The 22,612-nt window shown below is 71.9% G+C and carries 19 protein-coding genes and 1 pseudogene; 13 read left to right on the forward strand and 7 right to left on the reverse strand.

The features are described from left to right. Positions 1-3 precede the first annotated feature (3 nt). The 8 genes and pseudogenes from ACZ4UB_RS11685 to ACZ4UB_RS11720 form a co-directional block, all read left to right on the forward strand. Complete coding sequence (locus ACZ4UB_RS11685) at positions 4-1,683, forward strand: hypothetical protein (protein ID WP_468069965.1); 1,680 nt, start codon at positions 4-6, stop codon at positions 1,681-1,683. Between the two features lie 5 nt (positions 1,684-1,688). After that, complete coding sequence (locus ACZ4UB_RS11690; protein ID WP_468069966.1) at positions 1,689-1,913, forward strand: hypothetical protein; 225 nt, start codon at positions 1,689-1,691, stop codon at positions 1,911-1,913. Positions 1,914-2,152: 239 nt separating this feature from the next. Then, positions 2,153-2,815 (forward strand): HAD family acid phosphatase, encoded by a 663-nt coding sequence (locus ACZ4UB_RS11695; RefSeq protein WP_468069967.1) that lies wholly within the window; start codon positions 2,153-2,155, stop codon positions 2,813-2,815. A 182-nt stretch (positions 2,816-2,997) separates the two neighbouring features. Continuing rightward, positions 2,998-3,696, forward strand: coding sequence for a VOC family protein (locus ACZ4UB_RS11700; RefSeq protein WP_468069968.1), 699 nt, complete (start codon positions 2,998-3,000; stop codon positions 3,694-3,696). A 562-nt stretch (positions 3,697-4,258) separates the two neighbouring features. Continuing rightward, the gene (locus ACZ4UB_RS11705; RefSeq protein WP_468070155.1) at positions 4,259-5,344 is read left to right on the forward strand and encodes a DUF2330 domain-containing protein; all 1,086 of its coding nucleotides are present in this window, start codon (positions 4,259-4,261) and stop codon (positions 5,342-5,344) included. Positions 5,345-5,506: 162 nt separating this feature from the next. Beyond that, positions 5,507-6,313, forward strand: coding sequence for an endonuclease I family protein (locus tag ACZ4UB_RS11710; RefSeq protein ID WP_468069969.1), 807 nt, complete (start codon positions 5,507-5,509; stop codon positions 6,311-6,313). A gap of 407 nt (positions 6,314-6,720) precedes the next feature. Continuing rightward, a complete protein-coding gene (locus tag ACZ4UB_RS11715; protein ID WP_468069970.1) occupies positions 6,721-7,332 on the forward strand; it encodes a DUF998 domain-containing protein in 612 nt (203 codons plus the stop codon). A gap of 42 nt (positions 7,333-7,374) precedes the next feature. Next, positions 7,375-7,713 (forward strand): annotated as a pseudogene (locus ACZ4UB_RS11720) (IS5/IS1182 family transposase); the annotation flags it as partial. An 86-nt stretch (positions 7,714-7,799) separates the two neighbouring features. Here ACZ4UB_RS11720 and ACZ4UB_RS11725 read toward each other — a convergent pair. The 4 genes from ACZ4UB_RS11725 to ACZ4UB_RS11740 all read right to left on the reverse strand — a co-directional run bounded on the left by ACZ4UB_RS11725 (position 7,800) and on the right by ACZ4UB_RS11740 (position 13,177). Next, positions 7,800-8,870: an ABC transporter permease gene (locus ACZ4UB_RS11725; protein ID WP_468069971.1), complete on the reverse strand. Its 1,071-nt coding sequence runs from the start codon at positions 8,868-8,870 to the stop codon at positions 7,800-7,802. Further along, on the reverse strand, positions 8,867-10,489 hold the full coding sequence (locus ACZ4UB_RS11730; protein WP_468069972.1) for a sugar ABC transporter ATP-binding protein: 1,623 nt from the start codon (positions 10,487-10,489) through the stop codon (positions 8,867-8,869). The genes ACZ4UB_RS11725 and ACZ4UB_RS11730 overlap by 4 nt, the downstream gene beginning before the upstream one ends. Positions 10,490-10,550: 61 nt before the next feature. Beyond that, a complete protein-coding gene (locus ACZ4UB_RS11735) occupies positions 10,551-11,624 on the reverse strand; it encodes a substrate-binding domain-containing protein (RefSeq protein ID WP_468069973.1) in 1,074 nt (357 codons plus the stop codon). 26 nt (positions 11,625-11,650) lie between these two features. Further along, on the reverse strand, positions 11,651-13,177 hold the full coding sequence (locus tag ACZ4UB_RS11740; protein ID WP_468070156.1) for an NPCBM/NEW2 domain-containing protein: 1,527 nt from the start codon (positions 13,175-13,177) through the stop codon (positions 11,651-11,653). A 472-nt stretch (positions 13,178-13,649) separates the two neighbouring features. On the opposite strand from ACZ4UB_RS11740, the gene ACZ4UB_RS11745 reads away from it, so the two are divergent. Beyond that, positions 13,650-14,471 (forward strand): DeoR/GlpR family DNA-binding transcription regulator, encoded by an 822-nt coding sequence (locus ACZ4UB_RS11745; RefSeq protein WP_468070157.1) that lies wholly within the window; start codon positions 13,650-13,652, stop codon positions 14,469-14,471. 27 nt (positions 14,472-14,498) lie between these two features. Here ACZ4UB_RS11745 and ACZ4UB_RS11750 read toward each other — a convergent pair whose 3' ends face one another. Beyond that, the gene (locus ACZ4UB_RS11750) at positions 14,499-15,149 is read right to left on the reverse strand and encodes a VanZ family protein (RefSeq protein WP_468069974.1); all 651 of its coding nucleotides are present in this window, start codon (positions 15,147-15,149) and stop codon (positions 14,499-14,501) included. Positions 15,150-15,475: 326 nt separating this feature from the next. Between ACZ4UB_RS11750 and ACZ4UB_RS11755 the strand changes: the two genes are divergently transcribed. Both ACZ4UB_RS11755 and ACZ4UB_RS11760 read left to right on the forward strand, forming a co-directional pair. After that, positions 15,476-16,579 (forward strand): quaternary amine ABC transporter ATP-binding protein, encoded by a 1,104-nt coding sequence (locus ACZ4UB_RS11755; protein ID WP_468069975.1) that lies wholly within the window; start codon positions 15,476-15,478, stop codon positions 16,577-16,579. After that, on the forward strand, positions 16,579-18,384 hold the full coding sequence (locus ACZ4UB_RS11760; RefSeq protein ID WP_468069976.1) for an ABC transporter permease/substrate binding protein: 1,806 nt from the start codon (positions 16,579-16,581) through the stop codon (positions 18,382-18,384). Before ACZ4UB_RS11755 ends, ACZ4UB_RS11760 begins: the two co-directional genes overlap by 1 nt. Before the next feature lie 133 nt (positions 18,385-18,517). On the opposite strand, the gene ACZ4UB_RS11765 is transcribed toward ACZ4UB_RS11760, so the two are convergent. Both ACZ4UB_RS11765 and ACZ4UB_RS11770 read right to left on the reverse strand, forming a co-directional pair. Then, positions 18,518-19,921, reverse strand: a complete 1,404-nt coding sequence (locus tag ACZ4UB_RS11765; RefSeq protein ID WP_468069977.1) for a hypothetical protein — start codon at positions 19,919-19,921, stop codon at positions 18,518-18,520. A gap of 121 nt (positions 19,922-20,042) precedes the next feature. Next, positions 20,043-21,344: a sulfite oxidase gene (locus tag ACZ4UB_RS11770; protein ID WP_468069978.1), complete on the reverse strand. Its 1,302-nt coding sequence runs from the start codon at positions 21,342-21,344 to the stop codon at positions 20,043-20,045. Between the two features lie 178 nt (positions 21,345-21,522). Here ACZ4UB_RS11770 and ACZ4UB_RS11775 point away from each other — a divergent pair, with 178 nt between their 5' ends. Both ACZ4UB_RS11775 and ACZ4UB_RS11780 read left to right on the forward strand, forming a co-directional pair. Next, positions 21,523-22,056 (forward strand): GNAT family N-acetyltransferase, encoded by a 534-nt coding sequence (locus tag ACZ4UB_RS11775; protein WP_468069979.1) that lies wholly within the window; start codon positions 21,523-21,525, stop codon positions 22,054-22,056. A gap of 102 nt (positions 22,057-22,158) precedes the next feature. Continuing rightward, positions 22,159-22,512, forward strand: a complete 354-nt coding sequence (locus ACZ4UB_RS11780) for a hypothetical protein (RefSeq protein WP_468069980.1) — start codon at positions 22,159-22,161, stop codon at positions 22,510-22,512. Positions 22,513-22,612: the final 100 nt, after the last annotated feature.

Genomic DNA, 22,612 nt, shown 5'->3' on the forward strand with positions numbered 1-22,612 from the left:
ACCATGCCGGACGACGGCCAGGACACGAACGAGGCGGGGGCGGCGGCGGTGACCGCCGCCGAGGGGCCCACGGCGACTCGGGCGGACGGTCCGGCCGCGCTCGCCGCGCTGCGCGCGCTGGCCGCGGAGCGGCCCGATGAGGTCGAACTCCTCCCCGGCTTCCGCGACTCCGACTTCGATGCCTGGCCCGTACGGGTTCCCGAGGCCGTGCGCGTGGTGCTGCGGGAGGTCGGCGGGCTCGAAGTGGACTACACGCGCCTGGAGTTCGGCCCGCACGGCACGCCCCACTTCCCCGACGGGTGCTGGACCCTCGGTGAGATCCACGGCGGCGAGGGGGCGTTGATCGTCGGCGTGCCGACGGCCGGAGCCCCGCTGGACCCCCCGACCGGGACCGGGGCAGGGGACGGCGGCGGCGCGGAGGGTGACGGCCGCGCCGACTGGGGTCCGGTCGTCGCCGTGCACACCTGGGGCGAGCAGGAGATCACCGTCGAGGCACCCGGCTTCACCGGCTGGCTGACCGGCTTCGCGGCCGACCTGGCGGCGGGCGCGGACCCCGACGACCGGCCCGTGCCCCGGCACTTCGTGCCCGCCCGGCCCACCACCCTGGTCGCCGAGGGCTCCGACGCGGAACTCGCCGGGCTCGTCGGCCGGGGCGACGCGCTCACCGACGTGGCCGACCTGCGCGACCTGCCGGCCCACCCCTGCGGGATCGGCTGGGAGCCGTACTTCTCCACCTCCTTCAACACCGGCGACACCGGGAGCAGCGAGGTCCAGTTCCGGTTGGTCGGCGGCGGCCGGGCCCTGCTGCTCCGCAGCGTGGTCAGCGGAGACTTCCTGGGCCGGCCGGTCCGGCGCCACCGGGTGCCCGCCGACGCGCCGAATCGTGCGGTCGCCGAACTCCACGCGCTGGCAGCCGAGTTGCCGCAGTGGGTCCAGCTGGACGCGGGCTGCTCGGACGTGGCGATGGACGCGTGGGCGGTGCCGGTGCCGGAGGGCATCCGTACGGTGCTGCGCGCGGTCGGCGGCGTACGGATGCCCGGGTTGCCGCCGCTGCGGCTGCTGCCCGGAGTCGAGGCCGACGGGGCGCACGCCGTCGACCCCGAGACGCATCGGATGATGGGCGGCGACGGCTCGTACCGCCCGATCGCGCGCGTGGACTACGCCCGCAGCTCCGCCCTCGTACAGGTCCGGATCGACCCGGGGAGCGGCGAGTGGGGCTCCGTCGTCTCCGTCCCCACCGATCCCCGACAGCTGCGCACCTACCCCGAACTCACCCTGCTCGCCGAGTCGTTGCCCGTGTTCCTGCTGACCTTGGTCCGGTTGGCGCGCCGGGCCGCCGCGACCCCGGACTTCGCCCGGGCGCTGTCCGGGGCCACGCACTGGATGTTCCCGAACACGGGGGAAGCCTGGACCCGGCCGGTCCCGGTCGCCGAGTGGGCCGGTTCCACCGACCTGTTGCGCGCGGCGGCGACCGCTCTCCCGGCCGGTGCGCACGCCGCCGACCTGCGGGACTCGCCGACCCCCAGCGACCTCTGCTTCTACCGGGCCGCGCAGTGGCCGCGGGGCGGGGCCCTGGACCGCCTGCACTTCCCGGGCGCGGGACTCCTCGCGGTGGCCGTCCCGGTGGCCGTCCCGGTGGCCGTAGAGCCGCTGTCGGCCGGGAAGGAAGCAGCGCGATCATGACACCGATGACCACGAGCACGACCACTACCACGACCGCGAGCACCACCACCGATCAGGCACCGGTCGATCCGGCCGCCGGGGTGCTCAACCGCGTGAACGGAGCTCCGGTGGCGCCGAGTCGTGCCGAGGTGGTCGCCCGGCTGACGCCCCTTGCGGACGGACCGCACGAAATCGACAGGTCCGTCGCTCAAGGTGTTGCGCGGGATGGTCGCCAACATCGAGGCCGGTGAGGGCCGGCGCCAGGCCGTCCCTCGCGGATCATGTCCGGAGCCAACCCGCGACATGACGAGCTATTGTGCCTCTGCCAGATCTCGCGGCCGCGGCCCGGCCTGGCGTGGCGCCGACGCGGTCCGCGGCGGACGTTCACCGTCCGGCCACGAAAAGTTACTTACCGGCCAGTAGACATGAGCGCGACTACTGTCCAGTCTGGTCACGTACATGTCAATGCGTGACCGAGGAGCGTTCTCCCATGCGCAGCACCCGCAAGACCGCCGTAGCCGTGGCCGCATCAGCGGCCGTGCTGGCCCTGCTTCCGGCCGCCACCGCCCAGGCGGCTCCCGCCCCCGCCCCCGCGACGACGGTCGCCCCGGCCGCCACTGCTTCCGCGCCCGGCGGCAACGCGGTGTTCCTCGGCATCGATTACGCCACCTGGCAGCGCGACGTCGCCGCCGTCGTCGACGCGGCACAGCCTGCGATCGAGCAGCGCATCGCCGCCGCGCCCGCCGGCGAGCGGCCCGCGATCGTCCTCGACATCGACAACTCCTCGCTGGAGACGGACTTCCACTGGTTCTGGACCTCCCCGACACCCGCCATCGCCAAGGTCCGCGACCTGACGCGGTACGCCAACGACCGCGGGGTCGCCATCTTCTTCGTCACCGCCCGCCCCGGGATCGTGTACTCCTTCACCGAGCGCAACCTCAAGGCGGTCGGCTACCCGGTCTCGGGCCTCTACGTCCGCGATCTGCCCGCCCTGTTCAGCGAGGTCAGCGCGTACAAGACGGCCAAGCGGGCCGAGATCGAGGCGCGCGGCTACACGATCATCGCCAACATCGGCAACAACCAGAGCGATCTGATCGGCGGCCACGCCGAGCGCACCGTCAAGCTGCCGGACTACGACGGCAAGCTCTCCTAAAGGGTGGTGCGGGAGCGGGCCTGGTGGCGGCCGTCCCCGGCGCCTGCCGCTGTCCGACCGGGCGGGCCACGCGCCACAGGGGCCTGCCCGAGACGGACCTTCCGCAACGCCCTTTGGGCGAGTGGTTCCGAAGTGCTCAATGGTCAAAGCCGGTTGTCGGATCTGCGCGCTACGTTGAGCGCATGATCTACATGGAGAGCAAGACGGAGCGCATCAGGCCGCAGCAGTTCCACGAGAGCGCCGGCGTGGAGGACTGGCGCGTCGTGGGCGAAGGGGCCTGTACGTACTTCCGCACCGGGTCGTTCGCGGTCAGCGCCCAATTCGTGCAGGCGATCAGTGAGATGCCGGGAGTCGGGGACGATCACCCGGACGTCGATGTGAGGCAGGAGGGCGTGACCGTACGACTGATCACGGTCACGGACGACTACTACGGGCTGACCGAAGGGCACATCGAGCTGGCCCGGCAGATCTCGGCGGTGGCCCGCACGCTGGACATACCGGCCGACCCGTCTGCCGTGCAGACCGTTCAGGTCACCATCGACGCCCTCGCCGGTCCCGACGTGGTGGCGTTCTGGCGTGCCCTGCTCGGCTACCAGGACCGCGCGAACAGCGGTGAGGACCTCATCGACCCGCGGCGCCGCGGAGCGCCGTTCTACTTTCAGCAAATGGACGCACCGCGCCCACAGCGCAACCGGGTCCACGTCGACGTGTGGGTGCCGTACGACCAGGCCGAGACCCGGATAGCCGCAGCACTCGCGGCTGGCGGCCGCCTGGTGAACGACGCCGACGCGCCGTCCAACTGGGTGCTGGCCGACCCCGAGGGGAACGAAGCGTGTGTCGGCGTGGCCGGCCCGCCCGGGCCGGTCATCGACCGCCCGTGAACGTCCCGGCTCGACGAGACCGGGCAGCCGGTGAGAACAAGTGGCGCGGTGAGTCCCCACGGTGAACTCACCGGGCTGGCCGCGACGGTGGGAGCCGGCCACCTCGCCTGAAGATGTTGGGTTCTGGCCCCGCCGCGTCAATGGCGGGGCCAGACTCGTTGCTGTTCAAGGCGAATGCGTCGGGGAGACGGTCGGGCCTGATGTGTGGGCGACGCGACGGGAGTTGATTCCGGCTGGGAGTGTGTTCGCGTTCCTGGCCGAGCACCGTGGCCGGCTGTTCCCCGCGGAGACGTTCGCGGATCCCGCACCCCTGCGGGCGGCCGTCCCCGGCGGACAGCACCACCAGCGCAACGCATCCTTCAAGGACCTGTGCGCAGGCCGGACCGCCCCTCAACAAGATCTTCATCAGCCTTCCAGGCGCTGTCTCGCGGATCACCTGACGGGGGTGCTCTACCGGGTGGGAGAACCGCAGCGCCCGGGACGCCCTGCGGGCGGGCGGAACCGGATCACCGCGGCGGCCGTCTGAGACCCCGTGTGGAGGAACAGAAGGATTCTCGCCGTGCTGCTCGCCCTGCTCGCGACCCAGCTCGGCTCGCTGATCAGCCCTGCCTACGCCTGTGGTTGCGGCGCGATGATCCCCGACGGGAGGTCCCGGATCGGGGTCGGCCGGGAGAGTTCGGTGGTGCGCTGGGACGGAGCCACGGAACAGATCGTGATGCGGTTCAGCGTCAGCGGGGACGCCCACCGGGCCGCCTGGATCATGCCGGTGCCCGGGCGCGCGACCGTGGAGCTCGGCAACCCCGACCTGTTCGCCGACCTGGCCGAGCTGACCCGGCCCGAGCACCGGACGCGGAGCTACTTCTGGCCCCGGGAGGGGGATTGGCCCTTCGGCTCGGGGGACGGGGACAAGGTGGGCGCCGCCCGCCCCGGCGCGGCGCCGCCGGTCGGCGTCGTCGGGCGCGAGCAGCTCGGCGACTTCGACGTCGCACGCCTGACCGCGACCGACCCGCAGGCGCTGCGCGCGTGGCTCCAGGCCAACGGCTTCGAGCTGCCCGAGGGTCTCGCCACCGAACTGGGGCCGTACGTCGCGCAGAAGTGGGAGTACGTGGCGGTGCGGCTGGTGCCCAAGGAGGCGGGCCGGACCCTCGGTGGCGATCTGGACCCGCTGCGGATCCGCTTCGCCAGTGACCGGCTGGTCTATCCGATGAGGCTGTCCCGGCTGGCGAAGACCCCGCAGTCGCTCGGGCTGTACGTCCTGGCGGACCACCGGATGGAGCCGCGCTCCGCGATCGGCGGCGCCGCCCCCGAGGTGACCTTCGCCGACCGCATCGACCCGAGGGGTGGCCGTTCGGGCGCCAGGGGCGCCGCGCTGGCCGAACTGACCGGTGGTGAACCGGTGTTCCTGACCGCCATAGAGCAGCGCTTCCCGGAGCCCGCGCGGATCGAGGGCGATCACGAACTGCGGGCCACCGCCTCCGACACCCGCTACCGCCGGGCGGTCTACGAGGACCGCTTGCTGACGATCGGCGACGGCGTTCCGGTGTGGGCGCTGACGCTCGCGGGAGCGGCGGCGGCGGTCGTGGCGGCGGGTGCGCTGGCCCGGCGGGCGCGTCGCAGGGCGCTGGGGCACGTACGCGCGCGGGTCTGAGCGGGGAGGTCGGGCGGCGAGGGTCAAGTTCCCGACATGTTTTCTTAATCTGTTCGGCACATGACAATGTGAACCTCGCTCTGCCACCTGATGTCCCGCCAATTCCCCGGGCGGGAGCGGTGCGTGTGGAGAGGTACCCCCCACGTGATAAGAATTTCGCGTTTGGCGCCGCTGGCCGCGGGCATCGCGGCGACCGCCCTGCTGTTCGCTCCGGCGCACGCCTCCGCGGGCCAGGCACCCGCTCAGGTGGCGCCCGCCGCCGCGCCCCTCGCGGGCTCCGTGTCGGTCGACGCGTACTACGCCTCCGCCACCGGCAAGACCGGGCCCGCTCTCAAGAGCGCGCTCCACGAGATCATCAAGGTGCAGTCCAAGGTCACCTACGACCAGGTGTGGGACGCCCTGAAGGTGACGGACGAGGACCCGGCCAACCACAACAACGTGATCCTGGTCTACTCGGGCCGTTCCCAGGCCAAGTCCACCAACGGCGGCGGGGTCAACGACTGGAACCGCGAGCACGTCTGGGCCAAGAGCCACGGCGACTTCGGCACCACCACCGGTCCGGGCACCGACCTGCACCACCTGCGCCCCGAGGACGTCACGGTCAACAGCACCCGCGGCAACAAGGACTTCGACAAGGGCGGCAGCCCGGTCGCCGAGGCCCCGGGCAGCTTCACGGACTCGGACTCCTTCGAACCGCGCAACGCCGTCAAGGGCGACGTCGCGCGCATGCTGCTCTACATGGCGGTCCGCTACGACGGCGGCGACGGCTTCGCGAACCTCGAAGTCAACGACAGCGTCAACAACGGCTCGGCCCCCGCGATCGGCCGGATCAGCGTGCTGAAGCAGTGGAGCCAGCAGGACCCGCCGGACGCTTTCGAGCAGCGCCGCAACCAGGTCATCTACGACACCTACCAGCACAACCGGAACCCCTTCATCGACCACCCCGAATGGGTGGCCCAGATCTGGTAGATCCGGGCGCGGCCGGGACGCGCCGCTGCGGCGCGCCCGGCCCCTGCGGCTCGCTGTCGGGACTGTCCGTACATGCGGAAGAGGCCGACGCCCGGCGCAGCGAGCGAGTGCAGGGCCGCCGCGAGCCTGGTGACGAGCTCCGTGCACCCGCGCGGCCTCCGCCGAAGCGGCGACGTCGCCCGCGCGAGAACGGCGCTCCCCGGGTCGACCGCTCTGGCCCCTACGGCAGTGGGGCGCGCTCTGGAATGCTTCGCGAACAAGTTCCAACTGGGGAACGTGCAGACACCGAGGTGCCTCGAAGCCAACGGCGGTGATGGCGCCAGGACGCACATTTCGGGCGACGGTCGACGCCCACCCCTATGTCAACTGGCATTGACGCGCCCATGGTGTCAACATAGATTGACGGCATGGGTGATCAAACACTGCTTGCCTGCGGGATCACCGCGGGCCCCCTCTTCACCGTCGTGTACCTACTGATAGGTGCCAGCCGTGCGGACTACAAGACCTTCCGCCATCCCGTCAGTTCGCTTGCCTTAGGCCGCGCCGGGTGGATGCAGATCCTCAACTTCCTCCTCGCGGGCCTGCTGTCGCTGGTCTTCGCCGTGGGCCTGTGGCGTACGGGCCCTTCCCACTGGGGTGCGCTGTTGGTCGGTGCATGGGCGGTCGGTCTGCTGGGCGCAGGTATCTGCCGCACGGATCCGGTGAGTGGTTACCCAGTCGGCACCCCCGATCGGCTTGGTCGCCCCACGCACGTCGGGGCTCTGCATGACCTGTTCTCCCTCATCGGGTTCCTCGCCCTTGCCGTCGCCTGTTTCGTCTTCGCCCCGGCCTTCTCGCCGGGATGGGCCCTCTACTCGATCGCCAGCGGTGTGCTCTTCGCGACCACGATGGCGCTGTCCAGCGCCGCGTTCAGCCAGCATCAACGCTGGGTGGATCTGGGCGGGCTGATCCAACGCGTCTCGCTCACGATCGGCTGGATCTGGCAGGTGCTGCTCGCCGTGCGCGTTCTGCACACCTGACGGTTGTCCCATGTCGCCGCTCACGGCAGGGGTGATCTTTCCGTGGCTGGTGTGATCACGGCGTCGGAGCCGTCTTGGACAGGTCCCTTCACGGGGCTGAGCCCGTGATGCTTCACCGAGATGGTGAGCGCACTGCGCCGCGAGGGCGCGGACGCGGCCCGTAGAGGCTGGCCGTGGAGCCTACCGTTGGAGGGCCGAGTTCTGTTCGGCGTCTCGAAGTCCGCAGCTGACCGCGTCATGGACCGGCTCGGCCCCAGGCTCGCCCGCCAGCCGCGTCGGCGGTTCACGAAGGACGCTGTGCTGATCGTGGACGGCACCCTGGTGCCCACCCGCGACCGCACAGTGGCCGAGCACTCGTCGTGGTGCACAACCTCGACCTCGCCGGATAGACGACAGGCCCCGCAACGGCCGACCGCACCCCGGCCACGCCAAAGATCACTTACGGGACAGTCCTTAGTAGGACTCCGTTAGGTCGGCAGGCCCACCGCGCGTTCGTGGGCGCGGCGTTTTTGGATGACCACGGCCGCGACCAGGAGGGTGCCCTGGGCGACGTTCTGCCAGAAGGGGTTGACGCCCTCGACGGTCAGGCCGTTGTCCAGGGCGCCCAGCAGGGTGATCGCCAGCAGGGTGCCGCCGACGCCGCCGCGGCCGCCGGTCAGCAGGCAGCCGCCCAGGGCGGCCGCCGTGATCGCCTTGAGCTCCAGGCCCTCGCTGCCCGAGACCGGGTGGCCGAAGCCGGTGCGGGCGGTCAGCAGCACGCCGGCCAGCGCGGCCACCACGCCCGCCAGGCCGTAGACCGCGATCAGGTACTTGTTGATGTGGATCCCGGCCAGTCGGGCCGCGGTGTCGTTGCCGCCGATCGCGTAGACGTTGCGGCCGATGTCCGTGTACCCGAGCAGCAGGTGGATGCACACGGTCACCAGGGCCAGCACCCACAGCAGCACGGGTATGCCGAGGACCGACCCGTTCGCGAGGAAGACGAAGACGTCGTCGTTGCTGACGTAGCCCTGCGCCGCGCCCTTCGAGAGCAGTTGGGCGATCCCCTTGTACACGGCCAGGGTGGCCAGGGTCGCGATCACCGGGTTGATCCGCCCGTAGACGATCACGGCGCCGTTGACCAGACCGGCGAGCAGGCCGACGCCGAGCGCCGCGCCGATGCCGAGCAGGGCGTTGGAGCCCGTCGAGGTGAACACCATCGCGGAGACGACGGAGGCGACGCCGACCTGGGACCCGACGGAGATGTCGAGGGCGCCGCAGATGATGACCACCGTCTGGACCAGGGCCAGCAGCCCCGAGATGGTGACCGCGTCGCCGATCACCTTGATGTTGGCCCAGGTGAGGTAGGCGGGGTTGAGGGACCCGAAGAGGGTCGTGACCAGCACCAGGCCGCCGATCAGGCCGACGTTCTGGCCGCCGACCGCGCGGAGCCAGGCCGCCGCGCGGGTCGGCGGCCGCGGGGCGGGCAGCTCCCGGGCGTCTTCGGTTCCGGTCCCGGAGCCGTCGGGTTCCTTCGGGGGCGCCGTCTTCGTCGTCGTCATGTCCGTCCCTCGCTGTCGTCCGTACGGTCGTGCGCGGCGCCGTGCGTGCCGTACCCCGCGCCCGCGGCCGGGCCCGCGGCCGGGGTCAGGTCGTCGGCCATGGCGAGTGCGAGGACCCGCTCCTCGGTGGCCTCGGCCCGGCTCAACTCGCCCGTGATCCGGCCGCCCTGCATGACCACCACCCGGTCCGCCAGGCCCAGGACCTCCGGCAGTTCCGAGGAGATGACCAGGAGGGCGACACCCGCCTGCGCGAGGTCCGCGATGATCCGGTAGATCTCGGCCTTGGCACCGACGTCGATCCCGCGGGTCGGTTCGTCGAGGACCAGCACCTTCGGCCGGCGCGCCAGCCAGCGGGCGAGCACCACCTTCTGCTGGTTGCCGCCGGAGAGCTCCCGCACCGGGTGCTCGATGGAGGGGGCGCGCACCCGCAGCCGATCGGTGAACTCACGGGCGAGCCGCCGCTCCGCACGCCGGCGGACGAACCTCAGGCGGCTGAGCGGACCCAGCACCGCCAGCGTGGTGTTGTCCCGCACCGACCGGTCCATGAAGAGCGCCTGCGCCTTGCGTTCCTCGGGCGCGAGCCCGATCCCGGCGCGCACCGCGTCGGAGGGGCGTCGTAGTCGCAGGGCGCGGCCGTCGACGCTGACCGTGCCGCCGCGCAGGGGGAGGTCGCCGACGAGGGCCCGGGCCAGTTCGGAGCGGCCGGCGCCGACGAGCCCCGCGAGCGCCACCACTTCCCCGGCCCGGACCTGGAGGTCGATCCCGTGGACGTCGTCGGTGTGCACGCCCCGGACGTCGAGGACGACCCGGTCGGTGGCCGCGTGCGCGCGGGCGAAGAGGGCGGACAGCTTCCGGCCCACCATCATCCGTACGATCTCGCCCTCGTCGGTGTCCGCCGCGTTCCTTACGTCGACCAGCGCGCCGTCGCGCAACACCGCGACCCGGTCGGCGAGTTGGAAGATCTCCCGCATCCGGTGGGAGACGTACACCACTGCCAGGCCGTCCGCGCGCAGCCGTCGGATGAGCGCGAAGAGGGCGGCCACCTCGTGCTCCGACAGGGAGGAGGTCGGCTCGTCGAAGGCGATGACCTTCGCCTCGCCGGTCAGGGCCCGCAGGATCTCCACCAACTGGCGTTGCGCCGCTGTGAGATCGGCGCCCAGGGCATCGGCGTCGAGCACCTCGGCGAAGCCGATCCGGCGCAGGTCGGCTTCGAGCCGCCGGCGCAGGCCGGGCCGGTCGAAGCGGCGCCCGGCGCGGGTCGGCAGGGCGCCGAGGTAGACGTTCTCCGCGACGCCGAGGTGCGGGACGATCTCCGGCTCCTGCGGGATGAACCGGATCCCGGCCGCCCGGGCGTCGGCGGGGGAGTGCAGGCGCAAGGGGGCGCCGTCGAGCCGTACCGTGCCCGAGTCGGCGCCCTGGTCGCCGCAGATGATCTTGAGCAGGGTCGACTTGCCCGCCCCGTTCTCACCCATGAGCGCGGTCACGGTGCCCGCCGGGAAGTCCAGGCTCACCCCGGCCAGGGCCCGCACCCCGCCGTAGCTCTTGACGATGTCCCGCACGCCCAGGCCGCCCGCCGGGTCGGGCCCGTGCGCAGCCTCATCCCTCCGCGTCACCCGCACCCACCACCGCTCTCCCCGTGGACCGTGCCCCGTGCGCCGCGTCCCGTCACCGATCCGCTCCTCACTTGCATCCGAAGCCGGCGTCCTTCCAGTTGCTCGCGTCCACCATGCGGGTCGGGGCGAAGGACTCCGGGGCGAACTCCTTGCCGTTCTTGAGCTTGTCGTACATCGCCTGGACGGCCAGCTTCCCGACCTCGTCGCCGGGGATGTAGAGCGCGGCCTTCATTCCGTTGTCGGCGCCCGCCTGCCAGTCCTTGCAGGCCAGGTAGGCGCCGAGGCCGATGCCGATGACGTCCGCGCCCTTCACTCCGGCGTTGGCCAGGCCCTTGACCCCACCCGCGACGTTCTCGTCGTTGCACCCCATGACCACCCAGTGCCGGACGCTCTGGTTGGCGGTCACGGTGGCCTCGACCTTCGCCTGGGCACCGGCCGGGGTGTTGTCCGTACCGACCTCGACGGCCTGCACCTCGGGGCCGCCGGCATCCTTCCACGCGGCCTTGGCACCCTTCACCCGGTCGGTGCAGACGGTGGTGTCCTGCTTCCAGGCGTAGATGATCCGGGAGTCGGCGGGGCTCCAGCCCGCTTTGAGGAACTCGGCGGCGGCGCGCTTGCCGACCTCGTTGCCCATCTGCAGGCCGGAGAAGCCGACCCGGGGCACCAGGTCCGCGGCGGCGCAGTCGGCGGGCTTCGGACCGTTCGCGCAGACCTGGTCGTCCGAAGTCAGCAGTGCGATACCGGCGTTCTTCGCCTCCGCGACGACCTGCGGTCCGACGGCCGACTCCGGCACCACGATGATGATGCCCCGGTTCTTCTGCGCGGCCGCCGACTTCACCTCCGTGATGGTCTTGGAGGCGTCGTTGCCGAGATTGACCACCCTGAGTTCGATGCCCAGTTCGTCGGCCTTGCGCCGCGCGCCCGCGGCTTCGGAGACGAAGTACTCCTGGTCGCCCTGCTTCTGGAGGTAGGCGATGGATATCGGGCCGTCGGCCGGTGCCTTGCCACCCGCCCCGCCGGAGGGTTTCCCGGAGGAGCAGGCCCCCAGGGCGAGGGCGAGCGCGAGGACGGCGGCGAGGGCCGCGGCGCGGGGGACCGTACGGATCGGGGGGAACGGGCGGGACGGGCGGGACGGCTGCATGATCGGTGACTCCCGTGTCGAGTGGGTCAGTTGCAGGTGAGCCGGGGCGCGGCCCAGTCCGCGTGGTCCGAGTTGATGCCGTTGCCGCCGTCGGTCACGACGAGCTTCAAGGTCTGGCCGCCGGTGAGATCGGCGGTCAGCTTGCGGGCGCTGTCCGCGGTGGTGAGCAGACCGCTGTCGGCCACCTCGACGGCGTCCCGGTAGACCTGGAAGACCACCGAGCCGTTGCTGCCCTTCTCGTCGTCGACGCCCACGTCCACCGTGAGCGTGCTGCACCGGCCGCCCAGGTGGTAGGTCACGGTGCTGGCCGCGTGGACGCCCAGGCCCTTGGGGTACGTCACGCCGCCCACGGTGAGCGTGCGACCGTCACCGGCGGCCTGCTCCCCGTTGCTGCGGTCCAGCTCCACCGGGCCCCAACCATTGGAAGCGCCGGTCCAGTGCAGGTCGGAGAGCGCCGAGGTGCCCGCGGGCGGGAGGGGGAGCGCGCTGGGGGAGATCCGGTAGACCGTGGTCGCGTGCGGGGGGACCGAGGCGCTCAGGCCGGGACCGTCGGTGGTCGAAGTGGCCTTGGTCCACAGGTCCTTGAGGGAGTACGGCGCACGGCCCCCGATGCCCAGGGCGTCCATGGTGGTGGACACCGTGGCGGTGGACCCGGTCTCGTTGGTCAAGGAGACGGCCCGGTCGCCGTTCTGCAGCTCCTTCACCATGACCACCAGGCCCCCGCTGGCCGAGACCACGGTGCCCTGACGACCCAGCGGGTCCTGGTCCAGCGCGATGACGTCGGCGTTGGACAGCGTCGCGAGGGTCTCGGCGCTCGCCTTGCGCAGGTCGCTGCCGATCAGGAGCGGTGCGGCCATCATCGACCAGAGGCTGAAGTGGGTCCGGTACTCGACGGCGGTCATCCCGCCGTTGCCGACCTCCAGCATGTCGGGGTCGTTCCAATGGCCGGGCCCGGCGTACTGCGCGAGACCCTGGTTGGCGTGCGCGATGTTGATCATCGAGGACCAGCTGTCGCCGATGTCACCCGTGGTGCGCCACAGGTGGCCGACGTCGGCCGCCCAGTTCCACGGTTGGTTCTGGCCCCATTCGCAGAGCGAGAACACGATGGGCCGCCCGGTGTTGCGGAGCGCGTCGCGCATCGCGGTGTACCGCTTCTTGGCGTCCACGCCCTGGTTGTTGCAGTTGTCGTACTTGAGGTAGTCGACCCCGAAGGAGGCGAAGAGGTTCGCGTCCTGCTGCTCGTGCCCCAGACCCCCCGGGAAGCCCGCCGTGTCGCAGGTCTTGGTCCCGGCGCTGGTGTAGATGCCGAACTTCAGCCCCTTGCCGTGGACGTAGTCGGCGACGGCCTTGATGCCGTTCGGGAAGCGGACCGGATCGGCGACCAGGTCGCCCTGGGCGTTCCGGTTCGGCAGTGCCCAGCAGTCGTCGAGGTTGACGTACTGGTAGCCGGCGGCCTTGAGTCCCTTGGCGACGAACAGGTCGGCGATGCCCTTGACCATGCTCTCGTTGAATTCGGCCCGGCAGTGGGTGGAGTTCCAGTTGTTGAACCCCATGGGCGGCGTGAGCGCCTGGCCGTCGGGGAGGGCGGCGGCCGGCGGGGCGGCGGTGACCACCACGGCCCCGGCCAGTGCGACGGTGCCCGCCGCGGGCACCAGGAGCGGCAGCGCCGACAGGGCCGCGACGGCGCGGCGCAGTCGGGCGAGCGGGCGGCGTAATCGGGGTGACGGGGGCGACGAGTGCACGGACGGCTCCTGGGGACGAGGTCGTGTGCGCGGACGCGTCCCGGCGGCTTACGGGCGATCGAGGTGGTTGCTGTGCCTTCGACGGGGAGAAATCACCAGGATCGAACGGAACCCAACGGGACGGCCCACATCACACTGCCGTTTCGTGAGCATGTCAATACAGCGTGCACCGGAGGCCAACGCCCGCCCCGCGTGGTTGTGTTGGAATGTGTTGACGTCCGGGCAGGTCGTCAGGATGCTCTCCCTGACCGGGGCGCACGTCCCCGAGGAGAGGAGTCGCAGGATGGCCGAGCCCGGCAGTCTGCTGGCCCATCAGCGTCGCGCGCACATCCTGGAGGAGGTGCGCCGCCGGGGCGGTGTCCGGGTGAACGAGCTGACCCGCTCCCTGAACGTCTCCGACATGACCGTACGTCGTGACCTGGACGCCCTCGCCCGCGACGGCCTGCTCCAGAAGGTGCACGGCGGGGCCGTCCTCGGCGGTGAACCCAGTAGCCACGAACCCGGTTTCGACGCGAAGTCCGGGTGGGAACGGGCCGCGAAGGGCTCGATCGCACGGGCCGCGGCAGCCCTGGTGGCACCGGGGTCGGCCGTCGCGCTGTCGGCGGGGACCACCACCCACGCGTTGGCCCGGGAGCTCACCGAGATCCCGGGCCTGACCGTGGTCACCAATTCGATCCGGACCGCGGAGGTCTTCGAGGCGGCGCGGCTCGGCGGCGGTGCGAGCGGCGCCACGGTGCTGCTGACCGGTGGCATCCGCACGCCCTCCGACGCGCTCGTCGGGCCGGTGGCCGACCGGGCCATCCGCTCCCTGCACGTGGACGTGCTCTTCCTCGGCTGTCACGGGCTGGGCACCTCGACCGGTCTGACCACCCCCAACCTCGCCGAGGCCGAGACCAACCGGACCTTCCTGCGCGCGGCCCGCCGGACCGTGGTGCTCGCCGACCGCACCAAGTGGACGACGGTCGGGCTCACCACCTTCGCCACCCTCGACCAGATCGACGTGCTGGTCACCGACGTCCTGCCGCCCGAGGAGGCGGCCGCCGTCACCGAGCGGGTCGGCGAGGTCCTCGTGGTCGGGGGGCCGGAGGGAGCCGCCCCCCGGTGACCTCCGCCGCGCCGGCGCGGCGCCCGGTCAGGACCGCCGGACCCGGCGCAGGCCGTGGCGACGCATCGGCCGCGCGGTGGTCCGTTCCTCCTCCTGTTCCCGCGATCCGACCTCCGCCTTCGCCTCTGGCTCTGCCTTCGCCCGCGCCTTCACCCCTGCCTCCGCCTCTGCCCTCGCACCGGCCCCGGTCCCGGCCGCCGCGTCCGTCGTCCGCTCCGGTCGCGGGTACCACCGGTGCCACCAGTGCCTTCGCCGCGGATGGACCGCCCGGCCGAGCCGCCGCCCGAGCAGCAGGTAGCCGAGCAGTGCGCCGGACGTGTTGAGGATCACGTCGTCGATGTCGAAGGTCCTCCCGGTGACGAGGGCGCCCTGGACCAGTTCCACCAGGATCATCACGGCCGCGGTGGCCACCACCACGCGCACCGCCCCCCTGGCCCGGGGGAGCAGCACCGGCAGCAGCACGCCGAAGGGGACGCCGAGGAGGAGGTTCCCGCCGAGCTGGCGGGCCGCCTCCCGCACGGTGCCGTGGTCGATGTACGCGCGGATCGAGCTGCCGGGCCGCAGATTGCTGTGGACGAGGTCCTGCGACGCCGCCGAGGGCTCCAGGGTGAGGCGGGCCAGCAGCACGCTGAACGCGACCAGCCCGGCAAACGCCAGGAGCATCAGGACTGTCCGCATGATGAGATGCCGCAACGATCGTACTTTCGGCTCCCCGTGGGGTCCGTCCGAGGGCTGCGCGCCCCAACTCCACTTCCTGGTCCGTGTCATGGCGCGCGTGTACCCGGCGCCGGGCTCTTGACGCGCGACGGGCCCCATGTGCCTCAAACGTGAACTGGATCACCTTTGCGTTTGTTCATTCGTCGATGGGGCATTTGCGCCTCTTGAGCGAACCCCGGTCCGGTGCTGTCTGCCGGACCGGGACGACGCGGGCGGATCCCGCATCGCTCCACGGCCGCCGGCCTTCGGACCGGCACGCCGTGCTCACTACGACCCGCGAGGTACATGTGTCCAGGCTCCAGACCGAGCACGTCTACAAAGTGTTCGGAAGACGACCCGAGGAAGCGGTGCGCTCCCTGGAGGGCGGCGCCGACCGCGACGACCTGCGCGCCGACGGTACGACGGCAGCGGTGATCGACGCCTCCTTCAGTGTCGAGCCGGGCCAGATCTTCGTCGTCATGGGTCTCTCCGGTTCCGGGAAGTCCACGCTGCTGCGCATGCTGAACGGGCTGCTCGAACCGACCTCCGGGCGCGTCCTCTACGATGGCCAGGACCTCACGGCGCTCACCCCGGGTGAGCTGCGCCACGTACGCTCCACGAAGATCAGCATGGTCTTCCAGCACTTCGCGCTGTTCCCGCACCGCGACGTGCTGGAGAACGCCGCTTACGGCCTCGAAGTCCAGGGCGTGTCCCGGGCCGAGCGCGAGCGCCGGGCCACCGAGGCCCTGGAGCTGTGCGGCCTGGCCGGCTGGGAGCGCTCCTGGCCCGACGAACTCTCCGGCGGCATGCAGCAGCGCGTCGGCCTCGCCCGCGCCCTGGCCACCGACGCGGACCTGCTGCTGATGGACGAGTCCTTCAGCGCGCTCGACCCGCTGATCCGGCGCGACATGCAGGACCAGCTCCTGGAGATCCAGCACCGGCTGAAGAAGACCATCGTCTTCATCACCCACGACCTGAACGAAGCGATGCGCCTCGGCGACTCCATAGCCGTGATGCGCAACGGGCGGATCGTCCAGCTCGGCACCGCGGAGGACATCCTGATGCGGCCCGCCGACGACTACGTCGCCTCCTTCATCCAGGACGTGGACCGCTCCCGCGTGCTCACGGCCGACGCCGTGATGACCGACCCCGGCCGCTCCGACGGCGCCGAGGACCGCGCCTGCGACTGCCCCACCGTCAGCGCCGACACCCCGCTCGCCGAGCTGTGCGCGGTCAGTGCCCGGGTGCCGCACCCCGTCGCCGTCACGGACGCCGACGGCGTCGTGCTGGGCCGCGTACCGCAGTCCCGGCTGGTCGCCTTCATCGGCGACGAGCAGCGCGCGCCGCTGCGCTGCGACCGCGCCGCCGTGCCGCGCCAGCACCCGGAGCGCAAGAAGGAGGTGTCCGTCTGATGCCCCGCCTCCACCTCGGCGTGTGGGTCGACCACGCGGTCGACTTCCTCCAGAGCCACCTGTCCTGGCTGTTCGACGCGATCAGCGCCGTCGTCACGGGCCTGTACGACGGCTTCGACGCCGTCCTGTCCTTCCCGCACCCGCTGCTCTTCGCCGGCATCCTCGCCGTCGCCGCCTGGTGGCTGCGCGGACTGCTCGCCGGGCTGCTCGCTTTCGCGGGCCTCGCCCTCATCGACTCCGTGCAGCTGTGGGACGAGGCGATGTCCACGCTGTCCCTGGTGCTCGTCGCGACGCTGGTGACCCTCGTCATCGCGGTCCCGCTGGGCATCTGGGCCTCCCGCTCCACGCGCGTGAGCGGCGTCCTGCGTCCGGTGCTGGACTTCATGCAGACCATGCCCGCCATGGTCTACCTGATCCCCGGCATCATCTTCTTCGGCGTGGGCGTGGTCCCCGGCATCATCGCCACCATCGTCTTCTCGCTGCCGCCCGGCGTACGGATGACCGAACTCGGCATCCGCCAGGTCGACGGGGAGCTCGTGGAGGCCGCCGACGCCTTCGGCACCACCCCCCGCAACACGCTCGTCAAGGTCCAGCTCCCGCTCGCCCTGCCCACGATCATGGCGGGCATCAACCAGGTGATCATGCTGAGCCTGTCGATGGTCGTGATCGCGGGCATGGTCGGCGGCGGCGGCCTGGGCGGCGCGGTCTACCGCGCCATCGGCAACATCGACATCGGCCTCGGTTTCGAGGCGGGCATCTCCATCGTCATCCTCGCCATGTACCTGGACCGGATGACCGGCGCGCTCGGCCGGCAGGTCTCGCCGCTCGGCCGCCGCACCCTCGCGAAGGCCCTCGCCCTGGCGAGCGGTCCGAAGAAGGTGTGGAACCACCGTCCGCAGCCCGTCCACGCCCTGGCCGGCGCGGTGGTGCTGGCCCTGGTCGCGGGCGGCCTGAACGCCTTCGGCGGCCCGGGACACACGACCGTCGACGCGGCCGACGACATCGGCAAGGGCCGCAAGATCAGCATCGGCTACATCCCGTGGGACGAGGGAATCGCCTCCACCTTCCTGTGGAAGGAGCTGCTGGAGCGGCGCGGCTTCCAGGTGGAGGCGCGCCAGCTCGAACTGGGCGCGCTCTTCACCGGCCTCGCGGGCGGCCAGGTCGACTTCCAGACCGACGGCTGGCTGCCGATCACCCAGGCCGAGTACTGGGCGAAGTACGGGAACAAGCTCGACGACCTGGGCTCCTGGTACGGGCCGACCTCCCTGGAGCTGTCGGTCCCCTCCTACGTGAAGGACGTCAAGTCCCTCGCCGACCTCAAGGGCAAGTCGGCCGAGTTCAAGGGCCGCATCATCGGCATCGAGCCGAGCGCGGGCGCGATGGGCCTGCTCAAGAGCAAGGTGCTGGGGGAGTACGGCCTCGACGGCGAGTACAAGGTCGTCGACGGTTCCACCCCGGGCATGCTGGCGGAACTCAAGCGGGCCTACGACAAGAAGGAACCCGTCGCGGTCATGCTCTGGTCGCCGCACTGGGCCTACGCCTCCTACGACCTGACCAAGCTCGCGGACCCCAAGGGCGTCTGGGGCAAGGGCGACGGCATCCACAGCCTCGCCCGCAAGGGCTTCGCCACGGACGAGCCCGAGGTGACCTCCTGGCTGCGCGACTTCAAGCTGACGGAGAAGCAGCTCACCGGCCTGGAGGCGAAGATCCAGGAAACGGGCAAGGGCAAGGAGCAGGACGCCGTGCGCGCCTGGCTCAAGGAGAACCCGCAGGTCGGCGGCAAGGCGGCGGTCGCCGCGCACTAGCGGCGGAACCGCCCGAACCACCCCTGCGGCCCGAACGGCCCCGTGCGACCGGCACGCGTCACACCACGTGGCGCGCCGGTCGGCCGGGGCCGTTCGGGCCTTCCCGGGTCGAACGGCCCCGGTGAGGACCGCGTCAGTCGCCGACGCGGTGGAGCACCGCTTCCCGGGCGGTGCGGGCCAGGTCGCTCACCCGGTCCCGATCCAGCGCGGGCCCACGGAGGACCACGTATCCGAGGCTGCCCTTGTCGGCCCACGCGCACTGGTGCATGACCTCGCCCCCGGTCTCGGAGGAGAGACACTGGACCCAGCCGCCCAGGGCGCCGGGGTCGGGGCGCCAGACCGCGTTGATGTGGACGTCCGGCGAGCCGGCGAGGGAGACCCGGGGGAGGTCGACCATCTCGGCCCGCGCGTCGTGCAGATCGCCGACGCTACCGGCGACGGCGATCCCTTCGACACCGTCACCCACCGGGTCGAAGGCGAAGTGGAACGATTCCTCGGGCATGGTGGACGCGCCGGTACGGGCGATGTCGGCGAGCGGTCCCTCGGAGGTCAACGGCATGCCGGCCAGCGTGGCCGGCGCCGCGACCTCGTAGCGCGGGTACCGCAGGGCGAGGACGCCCGACCACACCGTCGTGCCGAAGGCGGTCAGGAGGACCAGTGTCAAGGGGAGCAGGACGGCGTTGCGTTCGCCGCGCGTGTACGCCGGCACGGGCGGCAACCCGCTGGCGGAAGCAGTGTCGGTGACCAGGCCCGGGGCGAAGTCGCCGCGGGGCCACGGGCCCGCGCCGCGCCGCGCCCCGCGCAGCACCCGCTGCACCGCGATCCGCGGCAGGCCGACCACGACGATGCCCAGCAGCGTGAGGCCCAGGGCGGCCGTTCCCGAGACCCCGACCAGGACGCGGCCGACGAGCAGCGCGATCAGGCAGGCCGCGTGCACGAGGCCGTACGCGCGGGGGCGCAGCAGGATCGGCAGGAGCCGCGCCGCCACCGGACGCTCGAAGGCGGCCAGCGTGTGCGCCAGTACCTGGCGGCGCACGTCGGCGGGGTGCGCGGCGGCCGCGACCCGGGACTCCTCGACGGCCGTGGCCCGGTCGGTCGCGCGCCCCAGTGCCCACCGCAGGTCGTAGGTCTGCACGCGGTACGACGACGGGCCCTTCGGCGGCCGGTTCTGTCCGGGACCGCGCCGCACCGAGGTCAGCGACGCGACGTGGGCCGAATCCGGCGCCAGTTCCCGCACGCGCGCGGCGAGCGCCGGTCCCCGGTCGAAGCGCCGGGGCCGCTCGTTGACATCGCTGGTCAGACAGAGCCGCGCGTAGGCGGCGAGGAGGCCGATGTCATCCGGGAAGTCCTCCAGGCCCCGTTGGTACGCCCGCTCCGCGAGGTCGTCGTGCTCGTCGTCGTCCTCGGCGGCGTGCGCCTCGCCGAGGGCCAGGAACACCCCCGGGTCCGATCCGTCCGCATCAAGGAACGCCTTTGCAACCTGGCGAGCCTCCCCCAGCCGCCCGAGCTGTACGAGTTCCTGTGCGCGTCTGCGCACGTCTTCGGCCGATTCCTGACTGACCTGCATCTTCCCACCCCTGGTGTACTCAGCCGATCATGTCGGCCGAGTCATTATTTCCTCCTTACACAGAGCGTCAAGAGTTGCGCGGGCAAAAGGTTCAGACCACGGTCACGGGGTGCCGGACGACCGCGTCGAAGAGGTACCCCTGCGTGTTGTGCACGCTGGTCTCCGGCTGCGTGCGACCGGTCGCGTCGGTGGCCCGGGCGAGGAGCGCGGTCGTACCCGTGGTGCGCGGGGTCCACGGCAGCGACCAGCGGACCCAGTTGCCCCGGCGCGGCGCATCGTGCAGCCGGGCCCGCTGCCAGTGGTGACCGCCGTCGGTGCTGACCTCCACCCGGCGCACGGGCGCCGCGCCCGACCACGAACGGCCGGTCAGCAACCGCGTCCGGTGCACGGGCACCGTGGCGCCCAGCTCCAGCTCGAAGGCGCTCTTGAGGGTCTGCCGGGTGAGCGGGGCGCTGCCCTGCGGCGGTTGGTCGGGCCCGAAGAGGCGGTACAGGTCGGTGTTCCAGGGCGTGTAGAGGGGTGTGGAACTGACCTCGATGTCCCCGACCCACTTGATCGAGGAGATGCCGATCCAGTCCGGGACGACGACCCGCACGGGGTGGCCGTGATCGGGCGGGAGCGGGCGCCCGTTCATCTCGTACGCGAGGATGACGTCGTCCAGCGCCTTCGAGACGGGCAGCGGCCGCCGCACCCGCCCCAGGTTCACCCCGTTCGTCACGACCTCGTCGTCCAGCCCGCGCGGCAGGACGTCGACGGCGTCCGCGCGCACGCCCGCGTGGCGCAGTACGTCCGAGAGGCGCGCCCCGCGCCAGTGCGCCACGCCGACCGCGCCGAGGGTCCACGCGGTGCCGGTGACCTGTTGGCCCTGCTGGGTGGTGTAGAAGCTGCGGCCGTTGCCCGCGCACTCGATGAACAGGGTCCGCTCGACGGCCGGCAGGGCGCGCAGCCGGTCGTAGGAGAACTCCACGGCCGCGCCGCGCAGCCCGCTGCCCCAGACCTTCAGCGTCCACGTGTCGGCGTCGACGCGCGGGGTGGCGGTGTGGTTGCGGACGAAGAAGCGGTCGACCGGGGTCAGCTGGCCGGTGCCGCGCAGGGCGGCGAACTTCGTCTCGGCATTGGTGCCGCGCAGCGTGAACAGCTCGGGCGGCAGCGCCTTGACCACGCCCGGGAGCCCCGCGGCCGGCGCGGGTGCGGTGGGCGCGCCGGTGGCCCTCGTGGGCGCGGCGGTGGCGGGGCCGGCCGACAGGGCCAGCGGACCGGCGGCGGCGACCCCGGCGGCGAAGAGCCTCAGCAGCTCGCGGCGGTCCACGCCGGCGGACCGGGCCCGCCCGCGGGCCCACTGGCGCAGCCGGGTGCGGTCGTAGCGGCTCTCGGCCGAGAGGTCGTGGGGCATGCGCGGGACTCTCCTTCGTCGGTGCGTTCCGACGGACGGTAGGGCCACGGACCCGGGCACGGGAACGCCCCGCCCGGCTTGGCCACGAACCTGCAATACGGCCGCAACGAGGGGAATCGGCGGGAGCCGAGCGGGAGCCGATTACCCCTGGCCGGCGAGGTTCGGCAGGATGAGGGGCATGACCGAGATCCGCACCCCCCGACTCCTCCTCCGCCGCTGGAACGACGACGACCTCGTTCCGCTGTCGGAGATCAACGCCGACCCGGAGGTGATGCGCTGGATCGGCGAGGGATCCGTCCGCGACCTGGACGAGACCGCCGGGGACATCGAGCGCTGGGAGGAGGAGTGGGACGACGAGGGCTTCGGCCTCTTCGCCGTCGAGCTGCTCGCCTCGGGAGAGCTGATCGGGGCCGTGGGGCTGACCGTGCCGGACACCCTGCCGGAGTTCGCGCACGAGGTGGCGATCACCTGGCGGCTCGGCCGCCCCTTCTGGGGCCAGGGCTACGCCTCCGAAGCCGCGCACGCGACGTTGGAGTTCGCGCTCCAGGACCGGGGCCTGGACCGGGTCATCGCCATCAACCGGGTGGGCAACGACGAGTCCGACAACGTGATCCGCAAACTGGGCATGGAGAAGGACCGCGACGTGACCCAGCCCGAGCACGGGCACCTGCTGCGGGTGCACACCATCGACCTGACCGAGTACGAGGCCTGACGGGCCGACGCGCGCGGCCGTGCGCGGCCGTGAGCCCCGTACCGACCCGGCGACACGGCCTCGTCGGCCGGTGCGGCCGTGACCTGCAACTAAGGTGGGCCCATGAGTGTCGACGGCGTCAGCCCCGCAACCCAGTGGCCGCCGACCCCGGCCTGGATGTCCGACTGCGCGGAATGCGTCCGGCTGTACGCGCTGGTGCAGAACGTCCACGCGGGGGCCGACGGGCCGAGGGACACGGCCGGGGCCGCGCGCACCCGGCTGGCCCGGCACCTTTCGAACATGCACCTGGAGCACATCCCGCACTGGACCCCCGGCTGCGAACCGTGCTCGGAACACCGTCAGGCCCTCGCCCGTGCCACGGCGTCGGGCCTGTTGGGGGCGGGTGCGTCCTGGCTGGCGGCGGAACACAGGGCCGCGCACCTCTTCGCACCGAGGCTCGGTACGGGCCTGTTGTAGGGCGTAGGGGGGGGGGGGGGGGGGGGGGGGGGGGGGGGGGGGGGGGGTTTTGGCACGCCGGAGCGCTGAGTGGGGGGCGCCGCCTGCATTGGAGGGCGAG

The organism is Streptomyces sp. NPDC028419 (assembly GCF_055565515.1).

Bases quoted from the DNA above. Each gene is read 5' to 3' on its own strand.
- ACZ4UB_RS11685 (WP_468069965.1), top strand. From the start codon at position 4: ATGCCGGACGACGGCCAGGACACGAACGAGGCGGGGGCGGCGGCGGTG.
- ACZ4UB_RS11690 (WP_468069966.1), top strand. From the start codon at position 1,689: ATGACCACGAGCACGACCACTACCACGACCGCGAGCACCACCACCGAT.
- ACZ4UB_RS11695 (WP_468069967.1), top strand. From the start codon at position 2,153: ATGCGCAGCACCCGCAAGACCGCCGTAGCCGTGGCCGCATCAGCGGCC.
- ACZ4UB_RS11700 (WP_468069968.1), top strand. From the start codon at position 2,998: ATGATCTACATGGAGAGCAAGACGGAGCGCATCAGGCCGCAGCAGTTC.
- ACZ4UB_RS11715 (WP_468069970.1), top strand. From the start codon at position 6,721: ATGGGTGATCAAACACTGCTTGCCTGCGGGATCACCGCGGGCCCCCTC.
- ACZ4UB_RS11725 (WP_468069971.1), bottom strand. From the start codon at position 8,870: ATGACGACGACGAAGACGGCGCCCCCGAAGGAACCCGACGGCTCCGGG.
- ACZ4UB_RS11735 (WP_468069973.1), bottom strand. From the start codon at position 11,624: ATGCAGCCGTCCCGCCCGTCCCGCCCGTTCCCCCCGATCCGTACGGTC.
- ACZ4UB_RS11740 (WP_468070156.1), bottom strand. From the start codon at position 13,177: ATGGGGTTCAACAACTGGAACTCCACCCACTGCCGGGCCGAATTCAAC.
- ACZ4UB_RS11745 (WP_468070157.1), top strand. From the start codon at position 13,650: ATGGCCGAGCCCGGCAGTCTGCTGGCCCATCAGCGTCGCGCGCACATC.
- ACZ4UB_RS11750 (WP_468069974.1), bottom strand. From the start codon at position 15,149: ATGCGGACAGTCCTGATGCTCCTGGCGTTTGCCGGGCTGGTCGCGTTC.
- ACZ4UB_RS11760 (WP_468069976.1), top strand. From the start codon at position 16,579: ATGCCCCGCCTCCACCTCGGCGTGTGGGTCGACCACGCGGTCGACTTC.
- ACZ4UB_RS11770 (WP_468069978.1), bottom strand. From the start codon at position 21,344: ATGCCCCACGACCTCTCGGCCGAGAGCCGCTACGACCGCACCCGGCTG.
- ACZ4UB_RS11775 (WP_468069979.1), top strand. From the start codon at position 21,523: ATGACCGAGATCCGCACCCCCCGACTCCTCCTCCGCCGCTGGAACGAC.
- ACZ4UB_RS11780 (WP_468069980.1), top strand. From the start codon at position 22,159: ATGAGTGTCGACGGCGTCAGCCCCGCAACCCAGTGGCCGCCGACCCCG.